This is a genomic window from Microcoleus sp. EPA2 (genome assembly GCA_020882975.1).
Classification (GTDB): domain Bacteria; phylum Cyanobacteriota; class Cyanobacteriia; order Cyanobacteriales; family Microcoleaceae; genus Microcoleus.
Map to the genome: position 1 here is coordinate 38356 of JAHRFD010000022.1, position 20567 is coordinate 58922.

15 protein-coding genes are annotated in these 20567 nt (G+C 43.5%); 3 read left to right on the forward strand and 12 right to left on the reverse strand.

Annotated features, from left to right (window positions below; translation table 11 throughout):
* Nucleotides 1-41 precede the first annotated feature (41 nt).
* From AAFP14_RS18520 to AAFP14_RS18570, 12 genes are all read right to left on the reverse strand, one after another.
* Nucleotides 42-188: a hypothetical protein gene (locus AAFP14_RS18520; RefSeq protein WP_341733703.1), complete on the reverse strand. Its 147-nt coding sequence runs from the start codon at nt 186-188 to the stop codon at nt 42-44.
* 106 nt (nt 189-294) lie between these two features.
* Complete coding sequence (locus tag AAFP14_RS18525) at nt 295-1968, reverse strand: family 10 glycosylhydrolase (protein ID WP_341733704.1); 1674 nt, start codon at nt 1966-1968, stop codon at nt 295-297.
* Between the two features lie 104 nt (nt 1969-2072).
* Complete coding sequence (locus tag AAFP14_RS18530; protein ID WP_341733705.1) at nt 2073-2888, reverse strand: PD-(D/E)XK nuclease family protein; 816 nt, start codon at nt 2886-2888, stop codon at nt 2073-2075.
* Nucleotides 2889-2957: 69 nt separating this feature from the next.
* Complete coding sequence (locus AAFP14_RS18535; RefSeq protein ID WP_341733706.1) at nt 2958-3236, reverse strand: ribbon-helix-helix domain-containing protein; 279 nt, start codon at nt 3234-3236, stop codon at nt 2958-2960.
* Nucleotides 3237-3286: 50 nt separating this feature from the next.
* Nucleotides 3287-3520 (reverse strand): transposase, encoded by a 234-nt coding sequence (locus AAFP14_RS26725; RefSeq protein WP_472851070.1) that lies wholly within the window; start codon nt 3518-3520, stop codon nt 3287-3289.
* 183 nt (nt 3521-3703) lie between these two features.
* Nucleotides 3704-9304: a trifunctional serine/threonine-protein kinase/ATP-binding protein/sensor histidine kinase gene (locus tag AAFP14_RS18540; protein WP_341733707.1), complete on the reverse strand. Its 5601-nt coding sequence runs from the start codon at nt 9302-9304 to the stop codon at nt 3704-3706.
* 134 nt (nt 9305-9438) lie between these two features.
* Entirely contained in the window at nt 9439-11772 is a 2334-nt protein-coding gene (locus tag AAFP14_RS18545; protein ID WP_341733708.1) for an NAD(P)-binding protein, read from the reverse strand.
* 118 nt (nt 11773-11890) lie between these two features.
* Nucleotides 11891-13138 carry a hypothetical protein gene (locus tag AAFP14_RS18550; protein ID WP_341733709.1) on the reverse strand — a complete coding sequence of 416 codons (1248 nt, stop codon included), beginning with the start codon at nt 13136-13138 and terminating at the stop codon, nt 11891-11893.
* 223 nt (nt 13139-13361) lie between these two features.
* Entirely contained in the window at nt 13362-13712 is a 351-nt protein-coding gene (locus AAFP14_RS18555; RefSeq protein ID WP_341733710.1) for a tyrosine-type recombinase/integrase, read from the reverse strand.
* Between the two features lie 745 nt (nt 13713-14457).
* Complete coding sequence (locus AAFP14_RS18560) at nt 14458-15042, reverse strand: PAP/fibrillin family protein (protein WP_341733711.1); 585 nt, start codon at nt 15040-15042, stop codon at nt 14458-14460.
* 451 nt (nt 15043-15493) lie between these two features.
* Entirely contained in the window at nt 15494-17170 is a 1677-nt protein-coding gene (locus tag AAFP14_RS18565; protein WP_341733712.1) for a glycosyltransferase family 4 protein, read from the reverse strand.
* On the reverse strand, nt 17161-17355 hold the full coding sequence (locus AAFP14_RS18570) for a hypothetical protein (RefSeq protein WP_341733713.1): 195 nt from the start codon (nt 17353-17355) through the stop codon (nt 17161-17163). The genes AAFP14_RS18565 and AAFP14_RS18570 overlap by 10 nt, the downstream gene beginning before the upstream one ends.
* A gap of 257 nt (nt 17356-17612) precedes the next feature.
* Between AAFP14_RS18570 and AAFP14_RS18575 the strand changes: the two genes are divergently transcribed.
* The 3 genes from AAFP14_RS18575 to AAFP14_RS18585 all read left to right on the forward strand — a co-directional run bounded on the left by AAFP14_RS18575 (nt 17613) and on the right by AAFP14_RS18585 (nt 20530).
* Nucleotides 17613-17852 carry a DUF3134 domain-containing protein gene (locus AAFP14_RS18575; RefSeq protein WP_340522256.1) on the forward strand — a complete coding sequence of 80 codons (240 nt, stop codon included), beginning with the start codon at nt 17613-17615 and terminating at the stop codon, nt 17850-17852.
* 217 nt (nt 17853-18069) lie between these two features.
* Nucleotides 18070-19185, forward strand: a complete 1116-nt coding sequence (mraY, locus tag AAFP14_RS18580) for a phospho-N-acetylmuramoyl-pentapeptide-transferase (RefSeq protein ID WP_341733714.1) — start codon at nt 18070-18072, stop codon at nt 19183-19185.
* 319 nt (nt 19186-19504) lie between these two features.
* Nucleotides 19505-20530 (forward strand): glycosyltransferase family 2 protein, encoded by a 1026-nt coding sequence (locus AAFP14_RS18585; protein ID WP_341733715.1) that lies wholly within the window; start codon nt 19505-19507, stop codon nt 20528-20530.
* Nucleotides 20531-20567: the final 37 nt, after the last annotated feature.

The following is a 20567-nucleotide window of genomic DNA, read 5'->3' on the forward strand; positions in this document are numbered from 1 at the left end:
TTACAGCTTTGTCTAAAATTAGCTTCCCGATGCAGCAGGAATTATCCGCAGCCGAGTTTTTCCGGGGCTGTGGTTGGCCGTTTCAGCACTCCTAGAGGGGGATATGCCAAGGGCGATCGCAACTCTTCAAGCCGGATTAAACAGTGACGCACATCAAGAGTTTGTCCAACAGTTAGCCAGCTTTCCAAATTCCGCTTAAATATCCCCTCAATCTGTTAGTCTGCGGAGGCAGAATTCGTTAGTGTAGTAGCGGTTTCAACCGCCGAATTTTCTACCGCATTTGATATCATCCCCCTACAACCGACAAGTTTGTCGTGCCCTTTCATCCTCCGGTTCTTGCCACCCAAAAGAGAAATGACTCACTGCATTAATTTGGGGGGTTGCCGAGCGAATTGCCTGCATTTGAACTTCCAAAGAAGGCCGATTTTTCAGGGATTTTCCCCAATCACCAGCGATCGCCGGAATAATTTTTGCTCCCGGAGGTGCTAAACTCACAGTTCGCTGCACCTGGGGTACAATACAGCTTACATCCCCACAATTGCCATAGGACATCGCGTGAAATTCCACAGAAGCCGGAAACCTGTCCCAAGGCTGCAATCTCGAATCAAATCCTCCTAGATTTATAGTTTGATTCCCATTGGGAAAAAATACTGCTCCTACAGGTATTCCCATCCTTTGGGCGGGTTGAATCGCGATCCCCAAAAATTCTAAAACTCCTTGGACTGCGTGAGCAACGCTCAGTTTCCAGAGGTCTTTTTGCAGAGTGCCAGTGTCAGGCAGTTTTGGTGTTGGGGTTGGTTTTGGTGTGGGTTTTGGTGTGGAATTCGGAACGTTTGGTTTACCATTATCGGGAACTTTTGCAGCAGTCAGTCCCCTAGAGTTGGCTTTTTTAGGAGGGGGAGTTGGTGTGGGAGTTGGTGTTGCTATAGGTTGCGGAATTCGCCCCTGCCAAAGAGGTTCTTTTTCGGTTGGATATTGTTTGACTACTGCTTGAACATCGCTAACATTAATAAATCCTTTTGTCAAGTATCGCTGAATTAAATCTCGCCCTTGTTGATTGTTAGCACGCTGCAATAAAACTTGCTGGGATGCTGGGCCATAAATCCACAAATCTTTGACTTTAGTGACAACGGAAGCAGGGCCAACGCCTCGTAAATAACGAATGTAGTCAAATAACATTCCTTGGGGGCGACGTTTGAGCACTTGATTTACTAACAATGAATAGTCTTGCCGCGCTTGGGGGCTGTAGGGATCGACAAAGGCTTGATTTCCCGGAACTTCTCCGAAGTCATCGTTAATTCCTCCGTCTTGAACTACGGTTAAACTTGTCTGATTTTGACCATTTTTTGCCAGTGCTTGCTGTCTGTCTTCACGCTGAGCGTAGGTATAGCCAAAGTTCATGGTAAATAGCCAAGCATATACTTTTAAACCTCGCTGTTTTCCCTTGGCGATCGCATTTTGTAATAAATCGGATTTCTCGTAGCCACGATTTCTCAAAACAGAAGGCCAAGTCGTAGGATTATCCGCGACGGGAAGTAGGACTTGACCATCATAAAATACTTCGATATAGACTTGGTTGTAGCCTTTATTCACAACTTTGTCTAATACGCGATCGAGCTCTCCCGCCCGGACATCGCAGGGATACAAGCGCAGCCAAACAGCTTGAGTTTGAAGCCAATTTTTTTGGCGACATTCGGCTATTGCCCGCGCGTGTTTGTTTAATACACTAAAATATGCCTGCTGAGATTCTGGTTTTCCTGAGAGGGCCGCGCGACGCAAATCTTCTTTTTCATTTACTTGTTCTTTGGAAAATTGGCAATAGGCTGAGGATTGGGCAACTGCTGGTTTATTTTCAATGATTTCTCCCAGGATTGGGCAGATGAAGCTACAGGTTAAAACGGCAGTTACTGCACTTAAAAAGCGTCGCTGGCGTTGCGGAATGGCGATGGGATTTGGTGCAATTTTCATGGGAACATTAAATTGGGTTTAAGCGTCAATTTTTGGGTGCGATCGCCTAAGTGCGATCGCGTTGATGCACCACTACAAAATTACGTGGAAATGCGTCAGTCCTGTTAAATACTTATTTCATCGATTATAGCAATATTTGGTAGCCAATCCGTCGGAGGTTCTACAACAAAATTGGCTAAGGAAGCTTTGGTGTCTTTGGTCCGGTTGCAACGAGGAGCGAATTGACAGGAATTACAGACATGGGAATTGATGTGTACTTGGGGTAAAAATTCACCGGAGCGGGTATATTCCTCTCGCCACTGACTAAGCTGGTGCAACTGGTTGGTTAAATCTTGTTTTGTGCGATCGTGTTCTATTTGATTGTAAGAAAATGTGAGGCTTTGTGGCGGTTCGTCTCCTTGCAATTGTACAAACCAATATGTCATAGAAACTTGTTCCGGCGCATAATCGCTGGTTTCTACTAATACATATAAGTAGAGGCGAGTTTGCCAACTTTGAGAAATCCAGTGAAATTCTTGAGGACGGGGATAGGTTTTCCAGTCTAGAATTTTAGCTTGGTTGGCTTCTGCTATTAGCAAATCGTAGATGACCGTGAATAGATAATCTTGAAAAATTAGGGTACGGGGATGTTCGGCTTGGCGGAAGGTTTTGTCGTCCTTTTCTGACGGGGTAAAAAGTTCGGGGGCGCTATGGATAAATGCTGTAATACAGCGTTCCATTTCAGTTTCTTGTTCGGTGATGAAGGCCAGGGGCAATCCTAGTTCGCGTTGCTGCATCAAGAGGTGAAATCGGCTACCCCATGCGAGTTTTTCTTGTTGTTCTGGGGATGTGTGAGTGGCGAGGAGTTCTAGGTAGCTGTGTTGGAATTTGCGCGGGCATTCTTGGAGAATTTTAAGTTGGCTTTGGGAGAGTCGGAACATTTTTGTGTCTGTTATTTTTTTTGTTTTTGGTAAGCTTTTTTATGCCCATTATAAAATTTATGTGACAGTTTATGCGCCAAAACTATCTGTTGAAGTGTAGCGCGATCGCAGGTTAGCGCGGATTTCTGCCATTGCGGTTACACCGTCTACGACTTCGCCGCGTTGGGACGCTTGCTGACCAATTAGTGCATCTCGTTGGAGTTCTTGCAGTCGTCCTTGATATATTTCTTCCTGTTGTTCGAGTAGTTGAATGGCTGCGAGGATGACTTCGATCGCACTTTTGTATTTGCCAGTCGTGAGTTGACGTTGCACGAGGGCTTCGACTTCAGGTGACAAAACAATTTGCATGATGTTTGATATGTTAAAGCTGCATTATATAGAACCCATTTGAGATATTTTTACGCGGCGGCTAGTCTTTTAAGCATCAGTCTGATAAAGCACAGCTTGAGTTTGGCATATGGCGGTAGATCTCTGGGTAGGTCAGACCAATTACAATCATTTTTGAGTTGATAAAATATGCCATTGAGAATTTGCCGTTTTGTCCACACTGGTGGCCTAGTTTTCTTCTTCTGGGGCAGTAATGGCTCGATGATTTCCCACTCTTTGTCACTCACATCACTCGCATAACCCATTTTCAGCCCTGACCTGCTTAACTTTACTGATTCTACCCGATCGACTGCTGTCAAGCCGATCGACTGTTGTCAAGTCGATCGACTGCTGTCAAGTCGATCGCTAAAAAGATCTCAAATGGGTTCTATAACCTGCTGTTACTGTTGTATGTCCAAATTGTTCTCAAAACTCAACTAAATCATGTACTAGCATAACGTTTTTATACCCTGCGATAGCGGAATCTCCAAAACAAACTCAGCTCCCCGCCCCGGTGCCGAAATGCACGTTAGCTTGCCGCCGTGTTTTTGTACAATAATTGAGTGCGAAACAGACAAGCCCAAACCAGTCCCCGAACCTACAGGCTTAGTTGTAAAGAAGGGGTCGAATACCCGCACGCGGACAGATTCACTCATTCCCAGTCCGTTGTCCGCAATTGAAACGATCGCGCTAGTGTCCTTTACCTCCGTGCGAATCCGAATCGTTGGCGTTGGACATTGCTGGTTATTCAACAGTACCAGCGCATCGATCGCATTCCCTAGAATATTCACAAATACCTGATTGAGTTCTCCAGCAGAACACTCGACTAAAGGCAGGTTCCCGTATTCTTTAACAACTTGAATTTCTCTGCCGGCAATGCCTCCCTCGTCGCCGCTATTCTCCCCATCCTCCAACTGTACCGCAGGGTGCAGGCGGTGCTGCAAAATCAGCAGCGTACTTTCAATCCCTTCGTGAATGTTAACCCGCTTCATCTCGCTCTCAGAAAGACGCGAAAAATTCCGCAAGCCGATCACAATATTGCGGATGCGTTCAGATCCAACATTCATCGACTTCAGAATTTGCGGCAAGTCTTGTTTGAGGAAATCCAGTTCAATTTCCTCTGTGACTGCTGCCAAATCTGGAGTAACATTGGGGTATGTTTGCTGGTAGGTATCGATCAGTTTCAGCAAATTTTGCATATATTGAGTTGTGTAAGTAAGATTACCGTAAATGAAATTAATCGGATTATTAATTTCGTGAGCAATCCCTGCCACTAACTGTCCCAGACTCGACATTTTTTCAGTGTGAATCATTTGAGCTTGAGTTTGTTGTAACTCAACCAGAGCAATTTCTAGCTGAATTGCTTGTTCTTTCAACTGCGTTTCTGACTGCCTCAAAGCTGATTCGATAGAAATTCGCTCGCTAATTTCTTGCTGCAAGAGCGCGTTTTTTTCTGTAACCTCCCGCGTTCTCTCTTGCACTTTCACCTCTAAAGTCTCGCTGTACTCCTGCAACTTTTCATTAGCTGCGGACAAATTTTTATATAGAAAAGCGTTTTCTAAAGAAATTGCAGCCTGAGTAGAAAGAAGCTTTAAAACTTCCTGCCGTTCTTCTGTGAAAGCACCTGTTGCCAGATTGTTTTCTAAATAAAGCACAGCAATTAAAGTACCTTGATTAATAATAGGCGTACATAAAATAGACTTAGTATTGTTTTTGACAAGGTAAATATCATTTTTGAATAGCTCATCCCTCCCGGCATCATCTAAAACAACATCTCTTTTCGTTCGGACTACATAATTTATTAAAGACAATGGCAAATCCTGACAGAAAGCGATTGGAAGCGATTGCTGTACTACGATCCGATCTCGTTCAACCGAGCCAGACGCTTCTATTAACAAGTCGCCATTTTTTGCTAAAATTAAAAAACCGCTTTGGGCGCCAGCGTTCTCCATCATAATTTTTAGCAATTTTTCTAGCAATTTACTCAAAACAACTTCGCTCGCTAAAACTTGCGAAGCCTTCATTACTGTTGCTAAATCGAGGAAAGAGTTACCTGTTGTACTATTTGTAGCTGTTGTTGTTGTAGAGAGAATTCCCTCTATGCTGGTGTTCCCAGCAGCAGATATTAAAGAAAGAAGGTGTGGATATCTTGACTCCAAATCTACAACCTTAGTCTTCGCTCCCCACCGAGCGTAGCCATAGTATGCTGAGGCCATATAAGTCTGGCCGATCTCCTCTCTTGAGGCCCCTAAATAAAATTCAGCCGCCCGTTCGTAAGCGATCGCTTCCTCCTGAACGTACCCCTGTTTTTTAGCTCCCGCGATGGCAAGATCGTAATACTTCATCGCTTCCCAATTTTGCCCTTTCACCCGCGCTATTTCTGCCTCTACTAACTCGTATCTGTGCTGGTTGTTTTCTGGTGCATGGTACGCCCACAGCTTCATTCTTTCTTGATTTGACTTAACATTAACCAAGTATTGCTGCTGTTCGTTGCAAGAACTGGTATCGCCCTGAGAATCAGAACACTCAGCCAAAAGAGCCAGAGAATAATAAAAATTGTGTTGCGGAACCGTTACAAATCCTATCGCCCCATCTAAATATGTTTCTGCTTGCCTAGCACTAGCAATTGAAGACTTATATTTCCTGAAAATATAATAAATAATTGCTTTAGCAAAGTAGGTATGAAAAATCGATAATTTATTATGATTTTTCTCTAAAACAGGTAGCATCTCTTCTTCATTAAAACTCTCACCAATTAACTTGTATTTATCTGCTGAATGTCCCAGCAAATTCAATACCATTTGTCGCCATACTTTGATATAATAAAGTGAAAAATCTTGCTTATTTTTTTTGGTAAAGTCAATAAATTGTGCCTGCCTATCAGCCACATTTTTCAACTCTTCTCCCAGAAAAAGAGGGTAAGTTGAATAATTGCAAGCACAATAACAGGCGTGTTCTATATCTCCAGTTTCTAATCCGCTTTCTATCCCCTCCCAAAAAGGCTCTAAAGATTCTCTAGCGTGTTCTTTCCAATGTCTGACAAAGATATTAAATAATGCGAAAACTTTGGCTTTTAGTTTTTTAGTTTTAAATTTTTCTAATAGTTTAATTGAAAGTTTCCCAGAGCGATAACCTAAATCTATATCGCCCAATACGCTACACAAAAGCAGTCCGTAATAACCATAAGCAAAACTGGCAATTTCTGAGTTGCCATATTCAACACATAGACTTATCATTTTCAAAATTGTGAAAATTAGCAAAGGTGGATTCGCAATATAAGCAGGAGCACACAGATTCATCATGATTCGTAGTGCTGCTAATTTATAATTGTCAGTCATTTCTGGAAGTTTTTCTAAATCTTCAATTTGTCTATCTCCCATAATAGTTTTTGTTTGGATGAGGGCTGTACCAATATCATTTTGAGTCGGCTGTTGAGGTAGCCTAATTTCCAGAATCTCTAAAACTTTTAGGGATGTATCTATTGCCAATTGCATTTGATTCTGAGCTATGTAAAATAGCATTTGTAACTCGTAAATTTGAATTTTTTCTAAAATGAGAGTAGCATTAACCAGAACAATCTCAGAGAGCGCTCGCGCCCGCTCGAAATTAGTCGTTAAGTATGCCACTTCTACTGTTTCTACATATAGAGTCAGGGTTAAGTCATACTGACTCTGCCAGCTATTAGCCGGGAGGAGTTCCAAACCCATATTCAGATACTTAACAGCCGATTCATAGGCAGTCGCTGCCTTTGCTTTCTGACCAGCAATTAGATTTAAAAAAGCTAGTTCATCTTTTTCTACTTGCTCAACAACTAAATCAGCACCAAAATTAAGTTGATTGACTAAAGCAAAAATATTTTCTTTTCTGTCTTCAGGAGTGGTATTTTGCAACAGGAGTTTGCCAATGCTCAGATGAGTGACTTTTTTCTCGGATTCGGGGATTAAAGAATAAGCGGCTTGCTGGACGCGATCGTGCAAAAACTTATAGTCAACTCTAGCATCACGCAGCATAAGTTCGTCCAGTTCCTCCTGCCCGAAAATTAGAGGAATTTTGTAGTTTTCACTCAAGGGTAAAATTAGACCAGCATGAAGTGCTGACCACAAACCAGAAGCAGTAACTAATTCTGATTCTTCATTAACAATTGCTAAAATGCTTAAATTAAAAGTGCTGCCCATACAAGCAGCCAATTTTAAGACTTTTTGGGTTGATGCTGGTAGTTTTTGAATGTTTTTTGCGATCAGTTCAACGATATTGTAATCGGCAATGCCAATGCTTTGAATTTCTTCGATGTCCCACTGCCAATTACCGATGAAAGTGTCGTAGGTTAGCAGATTTTCAGAAGACAGGACTTTCAGCAATTGAGTCAAGAAGAAGGGATTGCCTTGGGTTTTATTGAAAAGTAGTTCGGAGAATGATTTTATACGGTTTGTGTCTGGAGATTCATTGAGCGTGTCTGCAATTAGCTGCCTAACATGGTTGAGCTGTAAAGGTTTAACAGTAATATTATGGATGGCAGCCCCACTTTCTCGAATCTTTTCTAATGTCTGAATCAAGGGATGAGCTGGATTGACTTCGTTATCTCGATAAGCTCCGATCGTTAACAGGTATTGGCTGTCGCGATCGCTCATCAGCAGTTGGATTAATTTGAGGGATGCCGAATCAGCCCACTGCAAGTCGTCTAGGAAAAGAACGAGGGGGTGTTCGGGTTGACAAAAGACTTTGAAGAACTGACCAAAAACGCGATGAAAGCGGTTTTGGGATTCATAGGAACTCAGTTGCGGTACTTCTGGCTGATGACCGACAATCAGTTCAAGTTCGGGGATAACATTAATAATTAGAGAACCATTTTGACTCAGTGCCGTTAAAATCTTCTCTTTCCAAACAGCTATTTTTTGAGCATCTTCTGTTAATAGCTGTCGCAAGAGTGACTGGAAAGCTTGAATCAGCGAAGCGTAAGGAATATTGCGCTTAAACTGGTCAAATTTACCAGCAATAAAATACCCCCGCTTGGCTGCAACAGGTTTGTGAACTTCATTCACTAAGCAAGATTTACCAATTCCCGAATAACCGCTGACCAGCATCATTTCGGCTGTGCCGAGGCTGGTTCGTTCAAATGCTTCCATTAATACAGCTACCTCTTCTTCCCTGCCGTAGAGCTTCTGCGGAATCAGCAGTTGACCGGATAAATCTTTAGACCCTACAATGAATGGTAAAATTGTGCCGAATTCCTGTAGCTGAGTTAGACAATTTTCTAGATCGGCTTTTAATCCCTCAGCAGTTTGATACCGCTCTTCTGCTGTTTTGGCTAATAATTTGAGCGTGATGTCAGAAATGGCTTGGGGAATTTCTGGATTTAACTGAATCGGCGGAACTGGTTGCTTTGCTAAATGGCAGTGAATCAATTCCATTGGGTCAGTGGCTGCAAAAGGTAGGGAACCTGTCAGCATTTCATAAAAGGTTACACCCAAGGAGTAAAAGTCGGTACGATAGTCAATCGACCGATTCATCCGGCCCGTTTGCTCTGGGGATATATAGGCTAGCGTGCCTTCTAGACAATTAGGATTGTTAATTCTTTGGTTTTCTCTCTCCAGGCGAGAAGAAATGCTAAAATCGGTAATTTTAACCACCCCAGTTGCAAGATTTATAATAATATTTCTCGGTTTAATATCTTTATGAATAATCTGTTTTTCGTGCAGTTGCCCTAAAGTTGCTGCTAACTGAATTGCTATTTTGAGAAAGCTGATTATATCGTTTTTGAGATCGCTAAGAATACAATTCAAAGATTGACCGCCAAAATCTTCCATGATTAAGGCAAAGCTATTCCGATATCTTTCCAATTCCAAGCAATTAACAACTCCTGAAATGTTCAGGTTCTTGGTAATTTCATATTGAAACTTTAAATTAGCAACATCAATAGGATGGGGATACTCTGAGTTGAGCAACTTAACAATAACAGGCTGTTGGTTCTGAACATTCAGCCCTCGATACACAACTGTTTTAATTCCTTCATTTATTTTTTTTAAATTTGTATATCTCGGAAGGCTTAGCATAATAGTTGAATTTTTTAGCGAACTTAATTAAGTATTTATGAGATCGGACATCTCAAAACCCAGACATACAAGAGTTTGATTGTTTCTTGAGATCCAATTTAAATGCTGAGCGAGCTTATACCCTGACACAGTTTTCAAAACCAGGAATCCCGCTCACCGATAATTTTTTTTGCATACTCAATCTCAAAAATTTGTTTTAAAATAGCACGGGCAGCCTGCATAGCTGACATAACGGTTGCTTCGACACAGCCGGAATTGTAACCGTTGTCGATCCAGTCTCCCGTCAAGTAGAGGTTAGCGAAACCTGATTCATCGGTTTTGAGTCGGTACTTAGTGCTTCCGGGGACAGAAAGCACGTAACGCTCTGAAGGGTCGATATTGACTCGCCAATATTGGGAATAGAAACGTTTCTGTCCCTGCTGGTTTTTTAGATCGACAAGCAAATCCCAATTCAACCCTTGAGGATTTTCTGGAGTAGTGGCTTTAGGCCATAAGTTACCGATTTGGTTTTCGAGGAAGTTGATCGCCTGTTGTTCCACTTTCTCCTGTTCCCTTTTGGGGAAATCGCGATCGCTGCTGGGAGGAATTCCTGAGTCTGCTATTACGCCTGTAAAATAAGCAAGATTGTAGGGATAATGTTCAGAAGACCAATTTTCGCGCTGGATCAAATCACTCATATCGGCATAAGTATCGAGGGGTTCTACATAAGAACCGACTACAGGACTGCCCCCCCTCCATCCCAACTGCTGTAAATTAGATTTAAGCCACAACTGTCCGCCTTGAGTTGGAACTGTTTCGATTTGATTGACCATCAACGCCCATTTTTGATGAGCCGGATTTTTTTCAGCATTAATCAAATCGCCGCAGATAAAGGGTAAAGCTCCTAGAGAAATGCCGAGAATTACCAAGTCAAAATCTTCTCCAACATTCAGAGTGACTGGGGTTTCATTATCTTGCCACGGAGTCCAAAAAGACTCCAAATTTACCTGCTGTTGCTGGAGTTCTTCACCTTCTACAATTTGCTCGTAACGGGGTTTGCTCGGCCAGCAGAGGAGCCTCTTAACTTTAATCAGCGGCTCGTATTCCCGAGTCGGTTCTTTGAGATGCACCTGGCGTCCCAAAGAAATGCTAGCGATCGACTGCTGCGAATCGTCAAGGTGCAACTGTTTCACGCGGTGGAAAAACTCAAATTTGACGCCTCGACGTTTCAGCACTTTATAAAGCGGGGCGAAAATCGTATCTCCCATACCAGCTTGCATTTTCCACATGATCGCCCCGTTGTACTGGAAAATTACGGTTGTTAGGATACGAATTGCTGTTCCTGCGGCTAGTCTGGGCTGATGAACGTTCCCCCCTGGAAAGGCATAAACAAGGTCATACAAAACGCGGATAAATGCTGAATTGATGCTGGTTTCTTGCGCTCCGTGTTTTTGCAGCCACTCTCTATAATCATATTCATCTAAAGAATCTAAAGAACCAGAATAAATTACTTCATCTACAAATAATCCCCGAATATTGGCAAATGCTAAATCTAACAAAACTAGAATCCGAAATGTATCGTCATCTTGCTCAATTTCAGACTCGATAGAGCTTTTCAACCGCTGCATAAATCGCTCTAAAAGTTTAAGAATGATCCTGTGGTGTTCTGGGCGATGAGTGCGGGTATCGTCCGGCATGGATTTTGCTAACTTGTAGGCCAGATCGAGAAATGTTCCTTCAGATGCTAAATCAATAGTTTCTAAGGTAGTTCCTATCTGTTTCATAGTATTTTCCAACCACAGGCACCAACGGGCAGGTTCCTTGAGAAGTAACTGCACCAGTTGGTCGGGAAGCTGAAGCGGTCCAAATTCTGAGGTGAGTTTAAGAGTTTCCCCGCCAATATCTATCTGTTTAGCAAGAAGTTCTAACCAGTTCGGGATTTGCTGATTCCTGGATAATTTATTAACTGAACACTGAGATTTTAAAGAGTTTGAACCTTCAAATCCATCGTACATCAATTTGATCAGGGTGCAGATATGCTCCCACATCGAGAAATAGCCCCCTCCTTCCCAAGGAAGCAATTTATTTTGGGGAAAGTTGAAAGGCCACTGAACCCAGCGACCGTTGATATATTCTTCGAGAACTATCAGGCTGTGCGGCTTGAAGGCATCTTCTATACTCAAAAACGGGCCGTCTTCTCCTAATTCGTCGTAGCACTGTTTCATCAATCGAAAAGCATTCTCGTAGAATCCAAAAAAAATGTGCAATCCATGTTCTTCAATGCGGTAGGTTGGTTCGTGGTAAGGCGGGTTCGGCTCCACGTTGCGTCCTGATGCGCCCTTACCTCCCAGACGCCAGCCCTGTTGGTACACGGTAATCTCGTAGAGGGCATTCCATCCCGGTTGGCTGGTGAGTTCAAAAGCAGTGGTTAGGGAGGCTACTCCCCCTCCCAAGATGGCAATTTTTTTGATTTTTGGTGCTGAGGTCATGTGTTTATTAATAGATTATCTACTTTCAAAAGTATATTTTTAACTGCGTTTCATCCCTAGCTTTTAAGCAGGATTTTTCATGGCTTCGCGCTATAATTTGACTGAGATGAAAGCTAATTTAAGAAGGCGCTTTCCAAACTGTAGTACCATTTTCTACCGTGAAGTTGAAGTTGATCCAGAAAGACAGCTTGACGGGCAGTCGAACTGATTCTCCTGGTTTGGTACCACGTGGGCGTAACCCCAAATCGTTAACTATGGGGTGGCTGGCATAATCGTACAGTGTGACCTCAAACTGATCGCCTAAAGAACCGAAGCCCAGGATGCGTCCGCTGTGATATTTGTACATTTTCATCAAGTTTTCGACGATCGCTTGATAGCAAGCTCGGCTACCATCTTCTGCATCGCGGAATTGTTTGAGAAATACGACTGGAACTGCTGTATGAGTTAGGTAGTCAAAAATATTGAGTGGCAAACTAAAACCAGGAATCTCGATCCTACCATTGTTGTCAAAAAGTAGCTCTAAAATTTCATTGACTAATTCTTGTGGGGTATCCCAAGTCTTGTTGGGTTTAAAAGATGCCTCCTTACCAACTCTGCAAACTTCTATCAACCTTTCATCTTGGGCTTGAATGTCCGGTCTAAAATGTTTCCATAAAAGCGTCTCTAAAGTGAATAAATCAGGTGGCTGCGGGGGTTTGGGAATTTGAAAAGAACCCAGTTGTTTTGAAATACCGTAAACCTCGCGCCCTGAAATTAAAACGGGTGAGTTATTGACAAAAACGTAAGGCATGAACCAAGCTAGCCGCTCCACTACAAATGCAGGTCCCACTTGTTTTCCGACCATCGTCAATATCCAAAAAACTACCTCTTCTTCAAGAACATATCCCTTTTCGCTGTCTGGTTTGTTTGTGGAACTGAGCGAATCCATCGTTCCGAAAGTAAGGACAACATAGTGCATGGCAGGGCGGTACTCAACTTCTCCTTTGGCTGGCTGATTGAGATATGTGTCGCATACTGCTTGTAGCTTATGCAGAGAACCTTCTAAGATAAATCCATAGAGGTTTGTACCTTTGATGTCGTAGGGTTGAAGAAAACACTGCTCGCCAGCTCGTTCAATGTATTGTGGAGGTTTGAAATGGTGACTACCGCCCGATAAAAATGTCTCGCCAAATTTATGTGCTTCTTGTTCTATGTTTTCGCCTCTGGCTGCAAGGTCTTGCAGGAGTTGCTCAGGCGATCGCGGCGGTTGTGCGAGGATGTCTGCTAATTTTTGCGGGTTATTGAGCAGTTGGGCGATCGCGCTGCTTGCTCCTAGTGCTGTACGAAAACCTGTTTGCAGAAGTTGAGCGGCGCTGTTAACATTCATTGCTTCATAACCTCATAGTAAGTTAGCTTGCAAACTTCTTAATATTTCAGTCATATCACAAATACCGATCGGATCGAGCTTTCTTAACGCCTATTTTCTCAATCACAAACTCTTTCTCTCGATCGAGAAAGCACTCCAAAGCTCGCGACCCACCTATACTTCATGCGACCGTTGGGGTGCAACTTGTGGTGTATATCTGACCCCACAACGGAATCGGTCAAACTTACTGCAATAGTGCATCGGTAGGCTGAGATGGAGCGATTGAGGGCGGTTGAGGGCGATCGTCATAAACTAGGAGACCGCTGCCAACGGGGTAACGAGCGTTTTCCAGTGTTAGAAAGCATGGAAAGTGAAGAGATCGCTCCTCTGACTTGTTCTGGCCCAAGCTCTTTCGTAGCACTGCAACTGTTCTGGCGTTGCGGTGGCCGCTGATTTCTTGAATAATCCGCAGCGGAATCCCGGCGTTGCTCATCTGGGTGAGTGCCGAACGTCTGAGGCTGTGGGTAGAAGCGCCGATGATGCCGACTTTCTCGCAGGCTTTTTGGAACAGGTGTGAGGCGGCTTCTGGGTTCATGTGCTAAAGAGTGGTGGTTGAGGTGGCGGCTGGGGAACAGGTAGGGGTGTTGGGGATGTGAGTAGGTTTCCAACAGCAGCCTCAAATCTTGAATGATCGGGAAGGTTGTGCTATGCCGGTAATAGGTTACACCACAAACACCATCAACGCTAATACCTACACAAGGTATTCCTCCACGCCCTTGCATTCCCCATGTCATATTTGTTGGTACGCCATACTGGTGGCCTAGTTTTCTTCTTCTGGGGCAGTAATGGCTCGATGATTTCCCACTCTTTGTCACTCACATCGCTCGAATAACCCATTTTCAGCCCTGACCTGCTTAACTTTACTGATTCTACCCGATCGACTGCTGTCAAGCCGATCGACTGCTGTCAAGCCGATCGCTAAAAAGATCTCAAATCGGTTCTATAAGTAGGGGCGGGTTTTACCGACAATAATTGTCTCAAATCGATCGTCTTTTAAACCCGCCCCCACCCAACGGCAAACCCCCATCTACCTGTAGGGGTCTGTTGATGAACCAATGGGGCCGCGGCGGGTTTTTGAGATTGTTAGTTTGAGGCGATGATGCTTGGTAAAACCCGCCCCTACAGCAATGGGGCCGGGGCGGGTTTTTGAGATTGTTAGTTTGAGGCGATGATGCTTGGTAAAACCCGCCCCTACAGCAATGGGGCCGGGGCGGGTTTTTGAGATTGTTAGTTTGAGGCGATGATGCTTGGTAAAACCCGCCCCTACAGCCAATAATCAATCACTCTTTTGTCAAGACAAAAACACTCCCTTCATTGCCACGCCCAATCCGCAAATCACTATCCAAATAAGTAATATCCAGCCATCCCTGCTGTTCCCGTGCATCCATCCCAAAATCTATAGCAGCGAACTTTTTACCTGACTCAATTTCATTGATAAACTGCATCGGAGATTCATAGCCAATAAAGCTGCGTAAACCTAAAATTGACCTATCAAATTTTACCTGCACTCGACGTTCTGAGGTTGCTTCAAATTTAGCTGCTACGCTGGCTATGGCTTCTAAGTAAGGCAATCCATAAAACTCTGCGATGTTATAAAGTTTAGATTCTTTAACTCGGATACATTGATAAATTTGACCTAGTTTTAATAAGGGAAAATTGTCAAAATTCAGCAACGATCTGCTGGTAGTGTACAATAACCGCCAATCCCCATTTAACAGCTCTGCGGCTTCTACAGGGCGCGGTGTGGGGTTGAAATCTTCCAATTGGGCGATCGCACTTAAAATCGCCTGTTTGTCGCTGGGAGTGGCGAGCAAACCACGATTTTTACCCGCAATTATTTCTAATAGTCCAGATTTTCCAATCATGATTTTATTTGTTGACTGTTGACTGTTGGCTGTTGGCTGTTGTTAGCTGCTACCAATCACTAATAACAAATAACAAATAACAAATGACAAATGACTAATGACTAATGACTAACGACTAATGACTAATAACAAATGACTAATGACTAATAACTAATGACTAATAACTAATGACTAATAACAAATGACTAATGACTAATAACTAATGACTAATAACTAATGACTAATGACTAATAAAAAATGACTAATAACTAATAACTAATGACTAATAACTAATGACTAATGACTAATAACTAATGACTAATGACTAATAACTAATAACTAATGACTAATAACTAATGACTAATGACTAATGACTAATAACTAATGACTAATAACTAATAACAAATGACTAATAACTAATGACTAATGACTAATAACTAATGACTAATAACTAATGACTAATGACTAATGACTAATGACTAATGACTAAGATGCCAAACTTCACAAAATAGAGCAGAGTCCGATATAGGTCTGCTAATTCTTGCTCGTTTTGAACATAGCGTGCGATCGCTTTTCCCACGCTGACAGCACCTTCTTGCTTAATTGTCTCCAAGATCTCCATCTGAATGCTAACAGAAATTCTCCGGTCTTGACCAAAACTGGTAAACCAAATGGTTTGTAACTCTCTGACAAGTTCCGGTGTGGCTATTTTACCCAGACTGAGCATCATGTCATTGCTTAAAGTTCGAGTCGAATAATGGCTTAACACCCGAAATGGATCGTCACCCAGGGGATAAGGTGGCCTTCCTGGTTTTACAGGGGCAGATTCTGGTGCCTGAAGGCGAATTTCTGCCAATTCTCGCCACAACTGTTCGTAAGCGGCAATTACCACTTTCCAATCATAAACTTCCCTGGCTCTTTGTCGGGCATTTTCCCCCATCCGCTTTCTCAATTCGCTGTCTGCAATTAATTTGCACAAAGCGCCAGTGCAAGCATCGATGTCAACTGCTGTGGCTAGGGAAGTGTGACCCATATAAGTCGGCCAATTTAAACTATCATCGAGATAATTTATCGCTAAGTCTAAACAAGATTCCGGTGGCGGTATCAGTGTGGGAATTCTGAAACCATCTATTTGATGGCGGACTGATTCTTTGTATCCGTTCCAATCGGAGACTATACAAGGTAATCCATTAGCCATCGCTTCAATGGGGGTGAGCCCAAAGGTTTCTTGAATGTTGTCGGAAAGCGAAATAAAAATATCGGCAGCAGACCAAATATTGACTCTAATTTCTGGCTTTCTTCCGTCTAAGAAAATAGTATTTACTGAGGGACAAAATACTTGGGCGCTGTTTTTAAAGTCGGGTTCTTCTCTCGGATCTTCGATCCAACCGGCTTGGATTAAGTGAATTTTAGTCTTGGTTTGTTGCGCTGCGCCTTCCAGGGCCATGTACATTGGTACCGGATGAGCTTTTGCGGAAAAGGTTAATCTCCCGACAAATAATACGACTATATCGTCGGCAGAAATTCCGAGTTCTTGGCGCTGTTGATGGCGACTATTGAGTGCATCCACGCCTTGTGCAAAGGCGCTGCAATCGACTCCTAGGGGAATAACTGGCAATTTGACCAAAATTTCGGGTTTACCGCCTGTACGCTGTGCTAGGTACTCGCCCCAGCTAGTCATTACTTGTTCGACGGTGTGTTTGACGGCGGCCGAGGTGCAGATGAGGGCGTCCCAAGGTTGTACTGGTGCTGTGACTAAATTTCCGATCGCATCCATGACATACTTAGTAGCGATCGTGTGGGTAACGCCGCAAACGCTGTAGGCCCGCTGATTGACAAATCGACGTCCCCAAACCATGTCTGAAAGAGCTGGATCGGGTCGGTAAATTGTACCAGGCCCCGATAGCAAATCGGGTCGCTCTTTCTTAATCCACCGGACTTTCCGAGGTTGGGACAGCCAGGGCTGAATCCGGGTACAAAACTCTTGAAATGTGGCTTCGCTGTCGGCGCAACAGTAGAGAGAGTCCGCAGTTCCGTGTTGGACTAAGCTTTTGAGAAATCCTTCTCCGGCGGAATGACGCCCTAAAAGCCTTTTGCCGCCTGTGTCGTAGCCATCCTTGGTGTATAAAACTGCTGCTGTTATGTCCATTCTGGGATTTGTCGTCCTTGATGCAAGTTGTAGAGATATTCACTTCGGGCAATCTTTAATAACCCAGAAGCGATAAAAGCTTTACTCTCAAAGAGTTTGAGCTTTTGAGATTGGATGTGTAGAGTGGATGGGATGGATTCAATGGTCGATCGCCATCTATCCGAATATATCCGAGGAGAAGTCACAAAATCTGGTTTCAAACTAAAATATTACTGCAAAAAGATGATGACTCCGAACGGATTTTGTGCTAATCTAGCGGCCAAGCCTGGGTACGATCGCCTTAACCATGGGCCATCGTACCTCGATCCGGAACCAAAAGGAGCCTGTGGTATAATGCTTTAGCTCTGCTAAATACCCGATTTCCAAGGCTACATCAAAGTAGTGGTCAGGCAAGCAAATTACCTCAATTCGATCGAGTATTTGTGTTTAAAAACCGAGAATTATGTACAACCCATCTCTGCGTCAAATACCCCGCCATCTTCCTGCTGATGTAATTCCATTAAAGCAGCAATCTTCTCTGTTAGATTGGCTGGAATCTACCAATCGCCTGTTAGCAAGGGATGTTCAAGAACCGGACTATCTACACGAAGAAGAAATCTCGGAATTGATGGCAGTTGACGACAACCCCTATGATGACTTAGACGACGAAGTTGATGACGATGTGGCTGCTGGCGATGACTAACGACTAATAGACATCTCCTAAAAAGAAAGTCAAGAACAAGCTCAAGGGCTGGTTCCACAATAATTACGGGAGAAGTCTAATACCGACTAAGAGGGTGCAGCACTTAGCTAGTAACAGGGAAGACAAAAACTCATAACTTCCCCGATAGTCAATGCCATACCCAAATTACCAAAATGTCAATTTTCTTGTTCTCAAATGGTGTGTGGTGAGGAGTTTTATGGATAACTTTTTGGATGAGAAAGTTTCTTTGAGTATGCCTTTAAAACTTACAGGCAGGAATTTATTCCTGCTGCTGAGTTTGGGGCTCGGCATTGCATCTATAGGTTTAGATTTGGCCGCTGGTAGATTTTTAAATTCACCTACATCCCTATTTATGCCGCTAGTTGTTTGTGCTGTGTGCGCATCCGGTTTGGGTTCTGTAGTTGTACCTTTACTTCAAAAACTAAAAGCCGGACAAATCATCCGCGAGGACGGCCCTCAAGCACACTTGAAAAAAGCAGGAACTCCCACCATGGGAGGCATATTTTTTGTGCCTGTAGGAGTTGCTGTAGCCGTACTTTGGTCTAGGTTTAACTCTGATGTGGTGGCAGTTTCGGCTCTCACCTTAGCCTACGGTTTTATCGGCTGGTTAGATGACTGGCAAATTCTGCGTCGCAAGTCGAATAAAGGTATTTCTCCTCGGATGAAGTTGGCTTTGCAAATAGGTTTTGCTGCTCTATTTTGTCTGTGGTTAATGTTTCATCAACCCACTATTTCTACAAATATTCCTTTGCCATTTGGGATAGTATTGCCTTTAGGTTTGCTGTTTTGGCCGCTGGCTGGTTTTGTGCTGGTTGCTGAAAGCAATGCTACTAATCTTACGGATGGTGTTGACGGATTGATGGGTGGTTTGGGGGCGATCGCACTTTTGGGATTAGGTGCATCTGTAGCTTCAACTTCACCCGAATTAATGATATTTTGTGTCTGTATGAGCGGCAGTTGTTTGGGTTTCTTGACTCACAACCGCAATCCAGCCCGCGTGTTTATGGGCGATACGGGTGCCTTAGCCTTGGGAGGTGCTTTAGCTGCCGTAGCTTTATTAACTAATAGCCTTTGGGTATTATTAATCATCAGCATAATTTTCTTGGTAGAAACGCTGTCAGTCATAGCTCAAGTCAGTTATTACAAGGCTACAAAAGGGCCCGATGGCATTGGCAAGCGTCTGTTAAAAATGGCTCCTCTGCACCATCATTTAGAGTTGTCTGGCTGGTTGGAGACTCAGGTTGTAGGTATATTTTATTTGACTAACGCGCTCCTGGTGTTAATGATTGTTTTGTTGACGGGCAACAGTTGACCGCGAATTGGGTAAGGTATTGTGCAGGGGATGTAAGAGATATTGTCTACTGTCAATAAGAGGCAAGATGCCTGTTCCACAAGAATTAAAAGGTAGTTGTGGAATGGGCATCTTGCCCGTTTAAGGCTCATAAGTTATAATTTTGAGAATTGATATCCCCAGTTAATGCAATAGACATCTCCCATAATTATTGTGGAACAGGCAGGATGCCTGTTCTTGACAAGCTTTTTGGGAGATGTCTAATGGAACTTAATAACGCTTTTTAATTATTTGAACGAACCGCGAAGACGCGAAGAGCGCGAAGGAAGAGTTGTTTTGAATGATTAAAATGTTTTTACCGGAAGTTTCGGTGGTAGTGCCAATTTACAACGGCGAGGCGGATTTGCCGCAGTTAATTGAGTGCTTGCGATCGCAAACCTATCCACCAGACAAAGTAGAATATATATTGGTAGACAACAACAGTCGCGATCGCACTTCAGCAATCCTCGAAACAGCAGCCTCTAACCCCCCCTCAGTCCCCCCCTTGGTAAGGGGGGGAGGTAAGATAGGAGTTTCTAACCCTACTTTGGTAAGGGAGGGAGGGAATTTGGATAGAATAACTATTCGCCACCTCACTGAAAACCAGATTCAAAGTTCCTACGCCGCCCGCAACCAAGGAATTCACAACTCGAAAGGTGAAATCATTGCCTTTACTGATGCAGACTGTCGCCCGGAATCTGACTGGCTGGAAAATTTAGTTAAGCCTTTTGTGAATTCAGAAATAGGGCTTTCCGCCGGGGAAATACTCGCATTGCCCGGTAAAACTATTTTAGAACAACACGCCGATCGCCAAAATACTTTATCTCAAAAACATACACTGGCTCACCCTTTTTGTGCCTACGGCCAAACTGCCAATTTAGCTGTACGCAGACAAGTTTTAGCACAAGTTGGTTTATTTCGCCCCTATCTTACGAGTGGTGGCGATGCGGATTTGTGCTGGCGGATTTTGCGGGAAACATCTTATCAATTGCATTTTGCCGAAAGTGCCATTGTGCGACACCGACACCGCAACACATTAAAACAGTTGCAAAGTCAATGGTATCGGTACGGTGAATCTAATAAATATTTGCAGGAACTCTACGGTGTGGATTTGATGCGAGAATTGACAACACAGGAATATTTGTATCGGCTGGCGAGGTGGCTGTTCAAGGAATTGCCGGTTGCTGCGATCAAAAGCGCGATCGACAGGAAGAATCTGGTAGACTTGTTCAATACGCCGATCGGTCTAATGAATGTCAGGGCCAGGGCGATGGGACAGCGCCAAGCGAAACTCCCCGAATCAGCTTGGGAAATTGAGCTGTTTTAATATTTTAGAGCAATCAATCATGGATTCCATCGAAAGT

Coding starts and splice junctions, on each gene's coding strand:
- AAFP14_RS18525 (WP_341733704.1), bottom strand. CDS start 1,968: ATGAAAATTGCACCAAATCCCATCGCCATTCCGCAACGCCAGCGACGC.
- AAFP14_RS18530 (WP_341733705.1), bottom strand. CDS start 2,888: ATGTTCCGACTCTCCCAAAGCCAACTTAAAATTCTCCAAGAATGCCCG.
- AAFP14_RS18535 (WP_341733706.1), bottom strand. CDS start 3,236: ATGCAAATTGTTTTGTCACCTGAAGTCGAAGCCCTCGTGCAACGTCAA.
- AAFP14_RS26725 (WP_472851070.1), bottom strand. CDS start 3,520: ATGGGTTATGCGAGTGATGTGAGTGACAAAGAGTGGGAAATCATCGAG.
- AAFP14_RS18540 (WP_341733707.1), bottom strand. CDS start 9,304: ATGCTAAGCCTTCCGAGATATACAAATTTAAAAAAAATAAATGAAGGA.
- AAFP14_RS18545 (WP_341733708.1), bottom strand. CDS start 11,772: ATGACCTCAGCACCAAAAATCAAAAAAATTGCCATCTTGGGAGGGGGA.
- AAFP14_RS18550 (WP_341733709.1), bottom strand. CDS start 13,138: ATGAATGTTAACAGCGCCGCTCAACTTCTGCAAACAGGTTTTCGTACA.
- AAFP14_RS18555 (WP_341733710.1), bottom strand. CDS start 13,712: ATGAACCCAGAAGCCGCCTCACACCTGTTCCAAAAAGCCTGCGAGAAA.
- AAFP14_RS18560 (WP_341733711.1), bottom strand. CDS start 15,042: ATGATTGGAAAATCTGGACTATTAGAAATAATTGCGGGTAAAAATCGT.
- AAFP14_RS18565 (WP_341733712.1), bottom strand. CDS start 17,170: ATGGACATAACAGCAGCAGTTTTATACACCAAGGATGGCTACGACACA.
- AAFP14_RS18575 (WP_340522256.1), top strand. CDS start 17,613: ATGTACAACCCATCTCTGCGTCAAATACCCCGCCATCTTCCTGCTGAT.
- mraY (WP_341733714.1), top strand. CDS start 18,070: ATGGATAACTTTTTGGATGAGAAAGTTTCTTTGAGTATGCCTTTAAAA.
- AAFP14_RS18585 (WP_341733715.1), top strand. CDS start 19,505: ATGATTAAAATGTTTTTACCGGAAGTTTCGGTGGTAGTGCCAATTTAC.